This is a genomic window from Nonomuraea cavernae (assembly GCF_014646355.1).
Classification (GTDB): domain Bacteria; phylum Actinomycetota; class Actinomycetes; order Streptosporangiales; family Streptosporangiaceae; genus Nonomuraea; species Nonomuraea cavernae.
Genome location: NZ_BMNH01000003.1, coordinates 499,932 through 514,887, shown reverse-complemented (window position 1 = coordinate 514,887; position 14,956 = coordinate 499,932). Strand labels below are relative to the sequence as shown.

The following is a 14,956-nucleotide window of genomic DNA, read 5'->3' as shown; positions in this document are numbered from 1 at the left end:
CGAAGAACGCCCGGGCTGAGCCGCTCCACGGCCTACCGGTCACCGCACCGCTCGGGCCTTGGCGGCCCTCCCGCGCTGTCGTTTCCTCCCGGGCGTGAACGCCCAGGGTTCCACGCCAGATCACGCTGAATCTCCCCACACCGTCACGACGATGCCGACCGAGCGTCAGCCCGGCTGTCCCTTCGACCCGCCCAAGGAGCTGATCGAGGCCCGCGAGCAGAGCCCGATCAGCCGCTTCCCCTTCCCCGACGGGCACCAAGGCTGGCTGGTCACCGGCTACGACCTGGTCCGATCGATCCTGGCCGACTCGCGGTTCAGCTCCCGCAAGGAGCTCATGCGCCACCACCCGACCATCGACTACGGCGACCTCGAGGTCCCCCCGGCGCCGCCCGGCGAGTTCCTGCTCATGGACGAGCCCCAGCACGGCCGCTACCGCAAACCACTGGTCGGCAAGTTCACCGTCCGCCGGATGCGGCAGCTCACCGAACGCGTCGAGCAGGTCACGGCCGAGCACCTGGACGCCATGGAGCAGGCCGGCCCGACGGCTGACCTGGTGACCGCGTTCGCCAAGCCCATCCCCGCCGTCATCATCTGTGAGCTGCTGGGCGTGCCGTACGAGGACCGGGGCCGCTTCCAGGAGAACATCGACAAGTTCCTCGGCGGCGAGGCCGGCGACGAGGAGCTGATCGCGGCCTACATCGCGACCCAGCAGTATCTCGCCGAGCTCGAGGCGCGCTCAGGGGAGGAGATCCTGCGCTTCCCCGTGCACGCGGGCCAGGCGGTGACCATCGGGCACGGCGTGGAACCGTACAGCGTGGACCTGGGCGACGAGACGCTGCCGCACCCGGAGGCCCGAAGGCGGGTGAGCAGGGAGCACCTGCAGCTGGAGCTGACCGGCAGCCACGCGGACGCCCGCCTGGTGGCGGTGGATCTCGGCTCGTCCGGAGGTACCGAGGTGCTGCGCGGCACAGTCAGCGGCACAAACAAACGCAAGATGGACCCTGGCGAGCGGATGAACGTCGGACCCAAGGACCAACTGGTGCTCGGCCGTCTGGTCGTGTTGCGTCAGTCGGGGCTGAAGTACTTCCCCGGACAGGTGGATTCTCCATGTTAGTGAGTCTCGTCCGGGTGGGCGCCTCCCGGCAGTCAGTCGCGAAGGCGGTGGTACTGACCGGGGCTGACCACCGCAGAGTGGTGGCCGAGGTACGCCTGCCCACGCCGCCCGTCAACCTCGCTCCCGCCGTACTGGAGCCGGATGCCCGGCAGGCCGGTCTGATCAGAGCCGGCCTGGATGGCGTCTGGCTGGGCACCCACAGCGCACGCGAGGAGGTCTTCTCCTACCTCGGTGCGGTGCTGGCCGCACTGGCCAACACGGCACGCGAGCACGGCGCGACCGTGGCTGCGCCGGGCATCCAGCTCGGCACGACCCCCGCCGTGGCTGCGGGCGACGTGCACGCGCTGCGCACGGTGGACACCACCGAGCAGGAGGTGCTGACGAACCTGCTGCGCCGCCACAGCCCGGTGCTCATCGCGCTGGCCGGCCGCGCCACCATCGGACCGACCCAGGACAGGATCGGCTCGCGCTGGCTGGCCGACTCCCGCGAACACCTTGCCACCCGCTACCTGGCTTCGGCCGACCCCAGGCACCTCCACCACGTCAAGGCCGACCTGCGCCGCCGCGACGGCATCGCCGACCTGACCAGGATGGACGTCGCCCCCCGCGCCACGGAACCGGCCGAGGTGCTGGTGCGCTGCCTGGACGGACAGGTCTCACTGGCCGACCTGCGCGCCCACGCGGTGCTGCTGGCCGCGCTTGCCCTGCACGCCCGCCGCCTGGTCAAGACCGGACGCCGTGAGGGCAACGTGCCCCAGACCCTGATCGAGGGCAACAGGGCACGGGCGATCACCCACGGGCTGCGCGCCCGCTTCACCGAGGAGGCCGACCGCCGCCCGGTCCAGGCCACCCGCGCGGCGCGGCGGCTGCTGGAGGGCCTGCTGCCGGTACTGAGCCTGCTGGAGGCCACCGCCGAAGAGCTGATCCCGGTGCTCGCGCCGCTGGAGCTGCCCGAGGTGGGCCTGCCGCCGCTGCGCACCCAGGACCTCATGGCGGGCATGACGCGCCAGGGCGAGCAGGCGTTGGCCAGGCAGGCCGAGTACGAGCTATGTGACCCACGCCCCGGCGGCGGCCTGCTGCACTGGCTGCGCACCACCCACCCGGGCAGGACGGAGCTCGTGCTGGACAAGTGGCGCACGGCCCTGGCCGATGGCGGCGCCCGCCGTAAGAAGGGCGGAAAATGATCACCCGTCCCGACTGCCAGGTCGAGGCCGTGCTGGATCTGCGCCAGTGGGCCGAGCCGATGGCCAAGGGCCCCGACGGCTTGGTGGAGCTCTGGTCCCGGCTGGAGCCCACGCTGCTGGGCCGCGACCTGGTCCCCGGCAGAACACACAGCTGGCAGGCCGAGCACGGCACGATCTCGCTGGAGATCCTCCGGCTCGCCCCCGGCCAAGGCCCGGTCACGGCCGAGACCAGGTTCGGCCTGGCGGCCATACGCGAGCAGGCAGATCTGGTCTATCGGTGCGCGACCTGCGCCAAGCAGGGCAGGACCGGGTACGCCTCCTTCCGCTGCCGCTGGTGCGCCGACGCGGGACAGCCCGAGCGCTGCTGCGTCGAACACGCCGTCATCCTCGACGGCGCGCTGACCCCGAGCTGTCCCAGCCACCACCCCGCCTGCCGCGAGTGCCGCAGGCCCGCCGCCTTCTGGTGCGGCGGCGAGTCCTGCAGGGCCAAGGTGGCCTTCTGCGCCCAACACCGCCGCTCACACCCGCACGACAACGACGTCGACTACTGCGCGGGCTGCTACCAGCTCGCCTTCCCGGTGTGCCGGCAGCCCTCCTGCACGGCGGTGGGCACGGTGTTCTGCGACTGGCTCGACAGCTCCGGCAAGCCGTGCAAGCTGGCCGCCTGCACCAAGCACGCCCGCCGCTGGCAGGTGTTCGGCGCGGAGAAACTCGGCCTGGGCCTGTGCGGCAGGCACTCCGCGGTGCGCGGGCTCCCGCCCGAGGAACTACTCATGCAGATCTGCTCGGCGGCGGCCAGTCGCCGCCTGCGGATGCCGTCGCTGGCCGCGTTCGGCTTCAACCTGCGCAACAGCGGCCATCGCGAGCTGGCCGTGGACTACCGCTCGATCCGCGCCAAGCTGGCCGCCCTGCGCCCCCGCTCGTCCGGCAAGCGGTACGGCGAAGCCCTCACCAGGGCCCTGACCAAGGCGGCCACCGACTGGGACCGCGAGCTGGAACGGCTGGGCGGACACGCCGCCACCGGCGAGCAGCTCACCGACCGGCTGCGCCGCTTGGTCCGCGAGACCGACCCAGGTTTCGGCGACCGAATCGCCGCCGGGCTGCGGCTGGCCGAGTACAAACCGGAGCGCTCCGGCGGCCGGTCGGCCACGCTCTGGGTCCACCTGCCCGAGGACCTGCAGGGCGCCTTCATCGGTAGGGGTGGGGCGCGGATCAAGGACTACCAGCAGCGGCTAGGCGTTGTGATCAGGCTGGAGGGCAACACGCGGGGAGGACGGCGATGACCGCGCCGCAGTTCGGTTCCGTCAGTCACCTGCTGCATGTGGTGCCCACTGGCGGCCCGCTGGCCGGCCAGCGGATCGGGGCGGCACCGGGCGACCTGCCGGGCGGCGAGCGGCCCGCGCTGCTGAAGGTCGACACCGGGATGGGGCTTGCCTTGTCGCCCGTGCGGCTGCTGCCGCTGCCCGAGGTGCCCACCGGCGGCCTGGCGGTCAGCGAGGAGCTCGCCCCGGCCGTCGGCCTGGACAGCGGCAGGCAACCGGCAGGCTGGTGGCTGGAGTTCCCGCCGGTGACGCCGATCAGGCGGCTGCGGCTGGAGATGGCCACCGAGACGCGGCTGGACCACGCTGTGCGCGAGCTGGCCGAGGCCGGGCTGGCCGGTCGGCTGCTGTGGGTGCCGCCAGGCGAGCAGGGCGAGGCGTGGCTGGACGTGAACGGTCTTCCGTACCGGGTGCAGCATCTCGACGTGGCGGGTCAGCGTGCCGTCCTGGCCGAGCTGACCGCCGAGACCGAGGTCGAACTGTTCGCGCCCGGCGCGCGTAACGGGGTGGACATCGTCGTGCTCGCCGACTGCAGCGGCTCGATGAGCGTGCCCGACATCCCCCCGTACGGCGAGCCGGGCGACTACTCGCCGCACACCCGCCGCCAGCGGCGCGACGAGTCGCTGCGGATGGCGCTGTACCACCTGCTGGACATGCGGCTGCAGATCAGCGGGCGCATCTCCCGGCTGGCGATGGTGGCCTTCACCGAGCGCACTACGCAGATCTTCCCCCGCATCCCCGGCATGGCCGAACTCGACAGCTCCTCGGCTGCCGCGGCCGAGGAGTTCCGCATGGCGATCACCAGCCTGCGCGCCATGGACGGCGGCACCGACATCGGCAACGCCCTTCACCAGGCGGCCAACCTGCTCTACCTGTACGGCAAGCCGGGCAACGACCGCCTGATCGTGCTGGTCAGCGACGGAGCCCACTGGGCGCCCAAGGGTGACCAGGGCCTGGGTGAGGTGGTGCTGGCGGCCGAGGAGCCGGTCAGCCTCATGGAGCACCTGCACCGCGACATGAAGATCCGGCTGCACGCGGTCGGCATCAGCACCCCGCAGCTGTATCACGACTACGTCCGCGCGGGCGGGACCCAGTCCAGCGTCCTGGAGCCCAACCACGGGCTGCTGCAGGAACTCGTACACGTCGGCGGCGGCGACGCGGCGGCCATCGGCGGGGTGGAGGTGCTGCGGCACTACTTCTCCGGCCTGGGCTCGGGCATGTCGCGCCGGGTGCCGTTGCGCGCCGCCGTACCGCATGGGCGGGTTCTGCCGCCGGAGGTGGCCACTGCGCTGAGCAGGATCAAACCGACTTCCGACCGGTGGGAGCACACACTGGACCAGCTCGCCGACCGGCTGCACACTGCCTGCGGCGACGTTCTCCTGCAGGCCGAGGTTCTGTCCTCACGCACCACCTCCGTCATCAACCGCAGGGTGCGCTCGGTGCAGGACGCCGACTTCATGCGGGACGTGGTCGCGGTCTTCCGTCCTAAGCGCACCGGCAGGGAGGGCGCCGAGCCGGCGGAGGTCATGACGTACCTGGACTCCCACTTGGAGGCGCTGGATGAGCAGACCGTGCGTGACGTTGAGCGGCGCGTTGCCTGGCTGGGGCGGCTGGCCGAGCTGATCGAGGAGCTCGCCAGGCGGCTGGCGGCGGCCCCCGTTCCCGCCCCCGCGCCGGCTTCCACGGTCACCGACACCAAGTCGGTGGGCTTCAGCTACCTGGGGGAGGTGTGAACGGTAGCTGGCCGCCCGGCTGGCAGTGCGGCCCCGACGGGCGGTACGAACTGCTGAGCTACCTGACCACCGGTGGCGAGGGCGAGGTGTGGCGTGCCACTCGCCTCGACCACAACGGCCGCCGCTACCCGATCGCCCTCAAGATCAAGAACCCCGGCACCGAGGACGACAGGCGGCGCTGGGAGGACGCCCGGCATCGGGCCGCCCAGCTGCGCGTCGATGGTCTGCTCGCCCCCACCGACTGCTTCCTCGGCCCCGCGCCCCATCCGGCCGGAACCACCGGGACGGGCACCGCCGCCTACCAGGTCACGCCCTGGCTGGGGGAGGCGGAACCCATCCTGCACTGGGCCGAGCGGCAGCCCGTCGCGCAGCGGCTGGAGGCGCTGGCCCAGGTGTGCCGCATCCTGGACGGCGTACACGACCAGGGATACGTGCACCGCGACATCTCCGGCGGCAACGTCATGGTGGACCCCGGCGGCCGGGTGACGGTGATCGACCTGACCGCGCTCGGCGCCGTCGAGCACACCACCAGGCTGGCTCACGTCGCCACTCCCGGCTTCCACCCCGGAGAGAGCGAGGCCAAGTCGGAGGCGGTCGACTGCTACGCGGTTGGGGCGCTGGCCCACAGGCTTTTGCTGCCGGGCACGCGCAGGCTGGACTCAGCGCAGCACGCGGCGAGCCTCGCGCACGAGGCGCTGGTGGCGGCAGGGTATCCGGTGGTGCTGGCCGATGAGCTGGTCCGGGCGCTCGACCGTGACCCCGAGCTCCGTCCACGGCCGCTGACGCCGTGGGCTCGGCGGTTGACGGCGCTGCTGGCCGTACAGGAGCGGGAACGGACGGGGGTTAGCCTGTTCACCGACGTCAGGGGGCGGCCGGTGATCGTCTCCTGCGGGCCCGCCGGGGTGCACTACCAGCACGAAGCCGACTACGACCGGCTCAACGCCCGGCTGCCCTCTCGCTCGGGCGGGCCGCGCGGGGTGCGTGAGGTGGCCACCGCGCGCGGCGGCGACGGCCGGGTGGCGGTGGCCGCGCTGACCGCCGGGGGCGCGCTCCACCTGGGCACGGAGGACGGCTGGCGTCAGGTGGCTGAATCGGCCTCCGGCGTGGCGGTGCTGGCCTCACCCCAGGGCGACGTGCTGGCCTTTACGGCCTCGCCGGGGGAGCTCGTGATGACGCGCTCCGGCTCGGACGCACGTCTGGCCTTCGCGGTGGCCGGGCGGGCGCGGGTTCTGGCCGCTGCCTGGGACGACAACGGCGACGCCGCCGTCCTGGTGCGCGAGGCAGGACGGCTCGCGCACTGGCGCTGGCCGCTGAAGGCGCTGCCCTCCTCCGTCACCGTGTGCGAGCTCCCCGTCGCCTCGGCAGCCATCTGTCCCGGACCTTGGGACGAGCTTCAGGCGGTCGCCGTGGCCGAGGACGGATCCGTGCGCTGGTGGGCGCAGCATTCCGATGGCGTGTGGGAACCCGAGAGCGGCCCCGATGCCTCGCGAGCGCAGGACGTGGCTCTCCTGTCGGTGCGTGGTGGTCTCTGCGCGGCCTGGGCGGGACCCGAGGGGGTGTGGGTGAGCACCCCGTCGGGAACCTCGCACCTGGCCACCGCCCCCGCCTCGCACGTCTCGATCGCGCAGGGCTCGGACTGGCGGCTGAGCGTGGCGGCATTGACGGGCGGCGAACCAGCCTGCTGGCAGGAGAGCTGGGACAGCCGCTGGTACCCGGTCCGCCGCTGATGCCGTTTCCGTGGGTAGGGACGATTGAGACACCTCCGGTGTGGCTGTTGATCGTGTCAGCTGGCGGAACGCACTCTTAGTCGCGCAGATACTGGAGAAACTGCCAGAGGCGCAACCTGCGGCCGACGCCAACACCGTGTCAACGGCCAAGTGCGTGTGGGTCTGACCCGCTTTTACATGGCCACGGGCAAGGTGGCGACGAGCTGGCGGGTGATGCTGGGATCGCTGATCGTGGTGTCGTCGGCCAGCAGGAACGCCTTCGACAAGATGACCGACAACATTCCGCCGTCCTCCTCGAACGGCAGGAACACCGATGGGGCGGAGCGGTCGTGGCCGGGGACGATGCACAGGTAGGCGTCGTTCGGCTCCATCAGGATGTTGCCCGACCCCAGATGAATCCGGTAGGTGCGCAGTTGCCCCCGCACGCGCAGGAACCGGTCGGTCAGCTCCGCTCGGTCGGCGATCTTCAGCTGCCCGGCCGTCGCCTGCTGGTCGAGCCCCAGGGACCCGACCCCCACGGTGAGGTCGGCGTCGCGCAGCAGTTCCGACAACACCAGCGGCGGCACGTCGGTGAGCGGCGCGTCGCCGGGAAGATCCGCGTGGCGGAACCGGATCGCGTCGGTGGCGGCGCAGGAGGCCGTGCCCCAGTCGTCCTGATGGGGGTCGGAGGCGACCCGCATGCGCGGCCCGGCCCGCGCTGCGGTGGGCCGGGTGCCACGGCGGCGCGTCACCAAGGATCTGACGGCGCTCGGGGTATCCGAGCGTCGCGATGGCGGCCAGCGGAATCCGGTACAGCTCGGCGTGCCTGGTGTGACCGCAACTCGACAGCGCGTCGGCGATCTCCCACAGAGAGCGCGTGTCCTCGAACGTCCAGGGGATGTCACCGCCGGCCACCTCGTACACCAGCCGGAGCACCTCCTCAGGGTGCTCGTGGCCGCCCTTGTCGCCCAGGCTGAGCCGCAGCTGCGCCCACATGCCGAACGCCCTGCGCCCGGTGCCGGGCCGTCCGCCCGCCCCCTACCGGGCGAACAGCGCACGCGGCAGCTCCGCGATGTGGTGGTTGAGCAGGTAGCCCTGGGACTTGGGGAAGTTGTCGAGGACACCCATGTCAGCCTCCGGCCCGCGGGACGAGACGGACGAGCTCACGCGCCGGGCGCGCGTCGAGCCGAGAGGGAGGGGCGATCTCAACTGAGCACCTGCCGGTGGCGCTCTCGTCTCTGAAGGTGGCCGTGGCCATGGGGGAGCTCCATCGTCGTCGGGGGGCAACGTGACAGGCCATAGTTATCAACGGGCACCGACAATCCAGAGGCGGCGCGAGCCCGGGGCCCGGAAACACCAGCAGTGCATCCGCGAAGATCACGGATGCACTGTCACGGTGCGGCGCGCCGCCTCCGCCGAACCCAAGGTGCTCCTCCTGGACCAGCCGATCGCGGGCGTGGACGTGGGCGCCAAGGCGGAGATCGCCCGCCAGATCGAGCGGCTCGCCCGACGGCACGGCCGTCGTACTGATCTCCGACGACCTGGACGAACTGCTGGCGCTGACCGGCAGCGAGCACGCGCAGGACGGCGGCCAAAGGTGAGCCCCCGCCATGACCTTTGGCTACGTGGCCGCCAGCGACCTCGCCACGACGTAGACCAGCCGGCGGCCCGGGACCTGCGCGTGCCCCCAGCTTTCACGGGCCAGGACGGCCTCGCCCCGTCACGCGCGCGGCGGGATCGGCGCCGCGCGGTGGCGGCCCCAGGCGACGAAGAGCGCGAGCGCGATGAGCACGACGTTGATCACCACGTCCGTCTCCCCGCGCGAGAGATGGAAGACGATCGCGGACGCCTGGAGCGCGACGCAGCCGAGCGCCGCCAGGACGGTGAGCCCCGGCTTGATCCGCGTGAGCGCCGGCAACAGCACGCCGAGCCCGCCGAGGACGTCGAACACCGAGGTCACGTAGAGCAGCGCCGGCGGAGTCCCCCCGGTCCAGGGGAAGATCTCGGCCAGCTCCGGCCGGGGCATGGCCAGCTTCCAGATGCCGCCACCCACGAAGATCAGCGCCAGAAGCCCCTGGGCGGTCCAGAGTCCGAGGTTGAGCCCTCTGCGGGCGGGGGTGGTCGTGGTCGTCATGGTCGCCTCTCGAAGGGGTCGGGGCAGGCGGGCATGCCGCTCACCCGAGGTGCATGGGCAGGCCCGCTTGACGATTCAAACAGTACTGTACAAGTTGTTCAGAAGTTACCGTCAGGTGTGGAAGTCGGATAGGATCGTCCGACATGGGGCAGGGGGAAAGCGGCGACGTCGACCCACGCGTCCTGCGCACGCGCCGCGACGTCATCGACGCCGCCACGCAGCTCTTCCGCGAGGAAGGCTGGGACGCGATGACCCACGCCGAGGTCGCCCGCCGGGCGGGCTACTCGAAGGTGACCGTCTACGCGCACTGGCCGACCCGCCTCGACCTGGTACGAGCCTCGGTCGGCCAGATCTGCGACGCGATGGAGCATCCCGAGCCGACCGGCGACCTGCGGGCCGACCTCATCAGCGGGCTGACCGACTTCGCCGAAGACCTCGCGGGCGGGCACCTCGACCGAGTCCTCGGCGGGGTCTTCGAGCGGTCCGGCAGCGATCCGGTCGTGGACGAGCTGCGCCGCCGGCTGTACGAAGCCGGGACCAGGGCGCTGGAGGACATCCTGCGCTCCCACCTGCCGCCGCAGGACGTCGAGCCGTCCCTGGCGCTCCTGGTGGGCGGCGTGATCGTCCGCGGCGTCTTCCAGGCCCAGCCGCCGAGCAGGAAGTTCGTGGCAGAACTCGTGGACCGGGTCCTGGCGTCCGCCGGCCGCCGCGAAGTGCCCTGACCGGCCCCCGGAAAGGGGCGAAGCCCCGCACGGGCGATTCTCCCGGCGACGAGGCGATCGCCGCGGCCGACCCGCTCCTGCTGACGGCGCCGCTCTCCTCGGTGCGGTCGGCGCCGAGGACGACGAGAATGTTCAGAGCCCTGGACCAGTGATGGTGTACCCGGTCATGCCGGCCGAGCGCGGCATGGGCATGGGCGAGACCGTCGTGGGCTCGTGCCTGGTCGCCTGTCTGGTCGCGCAGCCCGGACATGCGGGAGCGGTTCACCTATTCGGTACGGCGCAGGTCCATGCTGTCGGATCCGTCCCACCGGTTGTTCGCGGCTGCTCGGCGGGCTCGCTCTGCCAGTTCGCCGGCCAGGCCGGTGCGTTCAATGCACCATTCGGCCCACTGGGGTAGCAGATCGAGGATGGCCTCGGCGTACTTCTTGATGTACCCGTCTCCGATAAGGATCACGGTGTGCTCGATCCGATGCGGGGAGCAGGCATAGTAGCCGGGTCCGGAGTCTCTGGACCAGGCGTCGGCGAGCGTGGCGATGTCTTCTCGTTCGGGTCTGTGGTCATCTCGATCGCGCAGCCAGGCGGCGAAGTCGTCGATGATCGGGTTAAGGTCCTGCTTGGGCCTGGGTGCGGGAGCGACGGTGAACGACTCGCAGAGAGCTCTGGCACGCTGGCGCAGGCGGAAACGCTCGGCGATGAGCCGTTGCGACTCAGTGCCGAGCAGCAGGGCGCCCAGGAGGTCAGAACGGCACAGCGGATCCAGCAGGTCGCGGGCGGCGGCTTGGTCGCACGGGGCCGGCTGGGTGGAGGCGGGTGCCGCGTGCGTCCCAACGGCGGCTCTCCACTCGGCGAGCGCTTCCTCCGGCGAGGCGAAGACGGCAGCGTGCACGACCCGGTCTCCGGTGCAGCGGTCGATGTCCCAGCAGTACCAGTGCGGGTCTTCACCGCCCCAGGAGAAGGGGGCGAGGAGCGCGTACCGCGAGCCGTACTCGTCGGCCAGCAGCAGCGGCTCTCCGGCCGGAGTGGCCCAGAGAATCTCACTCGGCCACGCGGGAGCGATGCCGGCCTTGGCCAAGGCCGTCGTGGTGTCCTTGATGGCTTCGCGGACTGCGAGGCCGGGGTCACGGCGCAGCATCTCCCCGCTGGACGGCGGGGTCATCGCGGCGAGCCCGTGCAGCATCCGCCACAGGTCGTCCGTCTGCCCGCCGGTGCGCGCGGCGATCTGGATCTCGTCGTGGACGAGGTCGGCCAGGGAGGCCAGGTACTGGTCCCAGTGGAAACCCATGGTCTCGGTCTGCATGCGCGTCCACAGCTCCTCGCCGACCAGGTCCACGACGGCGTTCTCCAGCCGCAGCGGCGAGTGAGCGGGCAGGTCAGCGAGGCGCTCGATGATCGTATGCTGGGAGTCTGGCCACCACTGATCCCCAGCGGTCCCCAGCAGCGACTCGAAGAGCCCAGAACGAGAGTCGGGCGAGGGCTGACGGGCGGCGAGCTGCTGCGCGCGCCGGGCAGGATTGCCGCTGACTCCCCGCGTGGGGTTTGCCTTCGCTCTACGTTTCTTCGCCACAGCACCTGAGCCTACGGGTGTCTCATGGGCCAGAAGGACTCGTTCGCGATGCGGGCAGCTGAGGCCGGACGCCGCGCCATACTCTGAACGCTATGCGGGAAAAGTTGCGAGCGTTCACCGAGTGGGTGGGCGAAGGCCGGAAGCTGACCCAGACGGGGAACCTAACGCTGTCGGACGCGCGGGCGCTCGTAGCGCTGCTGGAGACCGGCGACGAGATCGACCCGAAGATCGGCGACCGGGTGTTCAGGACGAAGAGCAGCACCGAACTGCCCGGATTGAACCTGATCGTGGAATGGGCCAAGGCGGCTGGGCTGGTCCGGGTGGTCAAGGGGCGGCTGCTACCTGTGAAGAAGGCGGCGCCACTGCTGAAGGACTCGGAGCGGTTGTGGGAGGCGTCGTTCACCGCGTTGGGAAAGATGAGCGGGGCGCTCTTCCCTCAGAGCTACTGGTACACGTCGCTGGTCGGCGAGGAGTTCACGCTCATCTGGCCGGCGCTGCTGCGCAGGCTGTACGGCGGGCCGGTGCCCGTCGCGGATCTGCGTGAGCTGGCCTGGGAGATCGCGTCGCCCTACTACGAGATGCGCGACCCGCGATCGCAGCGGCGGATGACCGACCAGGACATCGATCGACTGCTGACCGTTCTGGTCCGGCTGGGCGCGGTCGAGCTCACGGAGGAGACGGCGGCTCTGACGCCGGTGGCGGTGAACGCCGTGCGGCGCAGCCTCGGTGAGGCCGCGCCGGGAGAGCCGATCTATCAGATCCGGGTGACGCTCCAGGAGAGTGCGGATCCGGTGATCTGGCGGCGCCTGCTCGTCTCCCCCGGGATCACGCTCGGCAGGCTGCACGCCATCCTGGTCGCGGCGATGGGCTGGGAGGACTGCCATCTCCACCTGTTCACAGAGGGCGGTGTCCTGTACGGCGAACCGTCACCCGAGTGGGATCTGGACATGGTGGACGAGAAGAAGACCTCGGTGGCGAAGGTGCTCGCACAGGTCGGGGCAGCCATGGAGTACGAGTATGACCTGGGTGACAGTTGGCGGCATGACATCGTGCTGGAGGAGATCCGCACCGCGGAGGAAGGGGTCCGTTACCCGGTGCTGGCGGACGGGGCGGGCGCTTGCCCGCCAGAGGACGTCGGCGGCATCGGAGGCTACGAATACCTCCGCCTGGTGCTGGCCGATCCCGGACACGACGAGCATGACGGATATGTCCACTGGGCGGGTCTGGAGAGCGCGCAGGAGTTCGACCCGGCCCGGTTCACCGTTGAAGCCGCCCGCCGAGCGCTGGCCTCGGCTGGGTGATCAGAGCCGCATCCATGGAGACCCGCGTGGAGACGGTATGGAGACGGCCCGCGCGCTGATCGCCTCCAACCCGGACGTGCTCGTCGTGGACGTCCGGACCCCCGCCGAGTTCGAGACCGCGCACATCGCCGGGGCGATCAACCTGCCGCTTGACCAGGTCGACACCCATCTGCGGCAGATCGTGACCGACGCCGGCGGCCGCATGCTGCTCATCTGCCAGTCCGGCGGCCGGGCCAGGCATGCGCACAAGAGGCTCTGCGACGCCGACAGCGATGGAGCCTGGAGCGTCAGGTTCGCGTGGTCGCCGGCTGCATCGTGCTGACGTCCATCGTGGCCGACCTGTGGCTGCCCGGGGCGCGCTTCGTCGGCGCCTTCGTCGGCGCGGGCCTGGTATTCGCCGGGCTGACCGACACCTGCGCCATGGGCTCACTGCTCGCCCACCTGCCGTACAACCGCGGCACGGGCGCCGACATGGACGCCGCGCTCGCCTGTATCCGCCGCCCCGGTCGCAACCCCGCCTGACGGGGCGGGACGAACGACATGACCGCTCTCATTCTGATCGGCGCCGTCACCGTCGGCCTGACCCTGGGCCTGTTCGGCGGTGGAGGATCGATCCTGACCGTTCCCTTGCTCGTCTACCTCGCGGGCGTCGGTGCGGGCGGCGGCTTCCTGGTCGTCCCCGCGCTGGTCCTGCTCGGCGGCATGCCGATGAGCATGGCCGTCGCCACCTCCCTGGTGGTGATCGCGATGAAGTCGTTCGCCGGGCTGGCCGGCTACCTGCAGACGATCCCGGTCGACTGGTCGATCGCCCTGCCCGCCACCGCGGCAGCGGTCGGTGGCTCGCCGGGCGCGTCCCCGCCGACCGCCTCCGCAAGGGATTCGGCTGGTTCGTCCTCGTGATGGGCGGCTTCGTGCTCATCCAGCAGGCCCCGCCCGCACTGTTCCACTCCACGTGGAGCATCGACTCCCTGCTGGCCGGCGCCGTGGCCGCCGCAGCGTGGCTCACGTACCTGCTCGTGCGCAGGGGACGGCCGTACGCGGCCGCCCGATACGGCATCGAGGTGCGGCTGCAGTCGGAACTGATCGCGATCGACGGCACTCGGCGACAACTGACCATCAAGGACGACACGACCGGCACGGATCGGGTCCTCTCCTACGACGTTGATCTCGGCCATTCAGTCGGGATTCACTGCTGAAGATCGGCGCCGTGGCCGTGCATACTGTCTCAATGACTGCTGAGTACGCCCAGAGTGACCAGTTCCGCGGTGCCCGCATCCACCTGTGCGACCTTGCCGGTCTGGAGATCCGCGATTGCGAGGTCAGCGGTCTGAAGATCGTCGACTGCTACGGGAGCGACGTCTATCTCGGTGGCGACTTCGAGCGTCTCGTCGTCAACGACGTCGACGTGACCGCCTACGTCGAGGCCGAGCTCGACCGCCGGCACCCCACGCGGGTGCTGGCGCGTGACGCCGCGTCCCCAGACGACTTTCGGGCTGCTTGGGATGCCATCGAGACGCTGTGGGCGGCGACGCTCGACCGCGCCAGGCTGTTGCCCGAGGCCAAGTTGCACGAGCAGGTCAACGGCGAGTGGTCGTTGGTCGAGACCCTGCGGCACCTGCTGTTCGCCGGCGACGCCTGGCTCGGCAATGCCGTGTTGGAGGAGAAAACGCCGTACCACCCGTTGGGCCTCCCTGCCGGCGGGATGCCGTCCGAGGCGATGGCGAAGCTTGGTCTCGCCCTCGACGCCACCCCGACGCTCGACGAGGTGCTCGCGCCGCGGCTCACCCGCATGGCCACGATGCGGCGGGTCGTCGACGGGCTCACCGAGGCCGAGCTCGATCGGGTATGCGGTCGCAAGCCAGCCGACCCGTATCCCGACCAGGAGTACCTCGTGCGCCGCTGCCTCAAGGTGGTGCTGAAGGAGGAGGCCGAGCATCACCGCTATGCGATGCGCGACCTCGCCGTGCTCGAGGCGGGCCGTCTTCCATCACGCGCTTGAGTACGCCGCGGAGCTGGAAGAGCTTACGGCGAATCCGCTGCACAAGGTCAAATTCTGCAAGGCCGAGGTGAGCGGCGAGATCGATCGGCGCTCGGTGGTCAGCCCCATCCCCCCGAACTCGTGGCCACCCTGCGGATCACATCGCGGCGTTCGGAGTCTGCGGGGATGACCGGCTCTTCC

15 protein-coding genes are annotated in these 14,956 nt (G+C 70.8%); 12 read left to right on the top strand and 3 right to left on the bottom strand.

The features are described from left to right. The first annotated feature begins 151 nt into the window (after positions 1 to 151). The 5 genes from IEY82_RS38985 to IEY82_RS09235 are packed head-to-tail and all read left to right on the top strand — an operon-like array spanning position 152 to position 7,077. Positions 152 to 1,114 carry a hypothetical protein gene (locus tag IEY82_RS38985; protein WP_225262484.1) on the top strand — a complete coding sequence of 321 codons (963 nt, stop codon included), beginning with the start codon at positions 152 to 154 and terminating at the stop codon, positions 1,112 to 1,114. Then, a complete protein-coding gene (locus IEY82_RS09250) occupies positions 1,108 to 2,298 on the top strand; it encodes a hypothetical protein (RefSeq protein ID WP_189123572.1) in 1,191 nt (396 codons plus the stop codon). Before IEY82_RS38985 ends, IEY82_RS09250 begins: the two co-directional genes overlap by 7 nt. Further along, positions 2,295 to 3,581, top strand: coding sequence for a KH domain-containing protein (locus IEY82_RS09245; protein WP_189123571.1), 1,287 nt, complete (start codon positions 2,295 to 2,297; stop codon positions 3,579 to 3,581). Before IEY82_RS09250 ends, IEY82_RS09245 begins: the two co-directional genes overlap by 4 nt. Next, entirely contained in the window at positions 3,578 to 5,350 is a 1,773-nt protein-coding gene (locus tag IEY82_RS09240; RefSeq protein WP_189123570.1) for a vWA domain-containing protein, read from the top strand. Before IEY82_RS09245 ends, IEY82_RS09240 begins: the two co-directional genes overlap by 4 nt. Next, on the top strand, positions 5,347 to 7,077 hold the full coding sequence (locus tag IEY82_RS09235; protein WP_189123569.1) for a serine/threonine protein kinase: 1,731 nt from the start codon (positions 5,347 to 5,349) through the stop codon (positions 7,075 to 7,077). Before IEY82_RS09240 ends, IEY82_RS09235 begins: the two co-directional genes overlap by 4 nt. Positions 7,078 to 7,250: 173 nt before the next feature. Here the strand turns inward: IEY82_RS09235 and IEY82_RS09230 are convergent, their stop codons facing one another. Together IEY82_RS09230 and IEY82_RS09225 are read right to left on the bottom strand one after the other, a co-directional pair. Next, positions 7,251 to 7,808 (bottom strand): DUF7737 domain-containing protein, encoded by a 558-nt coding sequence (locus tag IEY82_RS09230; protein WP_189123568.1) that lies wholly within the window; start codon positions 7,806 to 7,808, stop codon positions 7,251 to 7,253. A gap of 968 nt (positions 7,809 to 8,776) precedes the next feature. Then, the gene (locus IEY82_RS09225) at positions 8,777 to 9,190 is read right to left on the bottom strand and encodes a DoxX family protein (protein ID WP_189123567.1); all 414 of its coding nucleotides are present in this window, start codon (positions 9,188 to 9,190) and stop codon (positions 8,777 to 8,779) included. Positions 9,191 to 9,333: 143 nt separating this feature from the next. Here IEY82_RS09225 and IEY82_RS09220 point away from each other — a divergent pair, with 143 nt between their 5' ends. Continuing rightward, entirely contained in the window at positions 9,334 to 9,912 is a 579-nt protein-coding gene (locus tag IEY82_RS09220; protein WP_189123566.1) for a TetR/AcrR family transcriptional regulator, read from the top strand. Positions 9,913 to 10,177: 265 nt separating this feature from the next. Here the strand turns inward: IEY82_RS09220 and IEY82_RS09215 are convergent, their stop codons facing one another. Next, the gene (locus IEY82_RS09215) at positions 10,178 to 11,476 is read right to left on the bottom strand and encodes a hypothetical protein (protein WP_189123565.1); all 1,299 of its coding nucleotides are present in this window, start codon (positions 11,474 to 11,476) and stop codon (positions 10,178 to 10,180) included. A 92-nt stretch (positions 11,477 to 11,568) separates the two neighbouring features. On the opposite strand from IEY82_RS09215, the gene IEY82_RS09210 reads away from it, so the two are divergent. From IEY82_RS09210 to IEY82_RS09195, 6 genes are read left to right on the top strand one after another with little or no spacing between them, the layout of a single operon-like run. Then, complete coding sequence (locus tag IEY82_RS09210; RefSeq protein WP_189123564.1) at positions 11,569 to 12,777, top strand: plasmid pRiA4b ORF-3 family protein; 1,209 nt, start codon at positions 11,569 to 11,571, stop codon at positions 12,775 to 12,777. A gap of 37 nt (positions 12,778 to 12,814) precedes the next feature. Next, positions 12,815 to 13,099: a rhodanese-like domain-containing protein gene (locus tag IEY82_RS40265; RefSeq protein ID WP_372459693.1), complete on the top strand. Its 285-nt coding sequence runs from the start codon at positions 12,815 to 12,817 to the stop codon at positions 13,097 to 13,099. After that, on the top strand, positions 13,093 to 13,299 hold the full coding sequence (locus tag IEY82_RS40260) for a hypothetical protein (protein WP_372459692.1): 207 nt from the start codon (positions 13,093 to 13,095) through the stop codon (positions 13,297 to 13,299). The genes IEY82_RS40265 and IEY82_RS40260 overlap by 7 nt, the downstream gene beginning before the upstream one ends. Positions 13,300 to 13,317: 18 nt before the next feature. Further along, positions 13,318 to 13,677 (top strand): sulfite exporter TauE/SafE family protein, encoded by a 360-nt coding sequence (locus IEY82_RS38980; RefSeq protein WP_308015943.1) that lies wholly within the window; start codon positions 13,318 to 13,320, stop codon positions 13,675 to 13,677. After that, positions 13,674 to 13,973, top strand: coding sequence for a hypothetical protein (locus tag IEY82_RS40130; protein WP_308015942.1), 300 nt, complete (start codon positions 13,674 to 13,676; stop codon positions 13,971 to 13,973). Before IEY82_RS38980 ends, IEY82_RS40130 begins: the two co-directional genes overlap by 4 nt. 32 nt (positions 13,974 to 14,005) lie before the next feature. Further along, positions 14,006 to 14,776: a DinB family protein gene (locus IEY82_RS09195; RefSeq protein WP_189123563.1), complete on the top strand. Its 771-nt coding sequence runs from the start codon at positions 14,006 to 14,008 to the stop codon at positions 14,774 to 14,776. Positions 14,777 to 14,956: the final 180 nt, after the last annotated feature.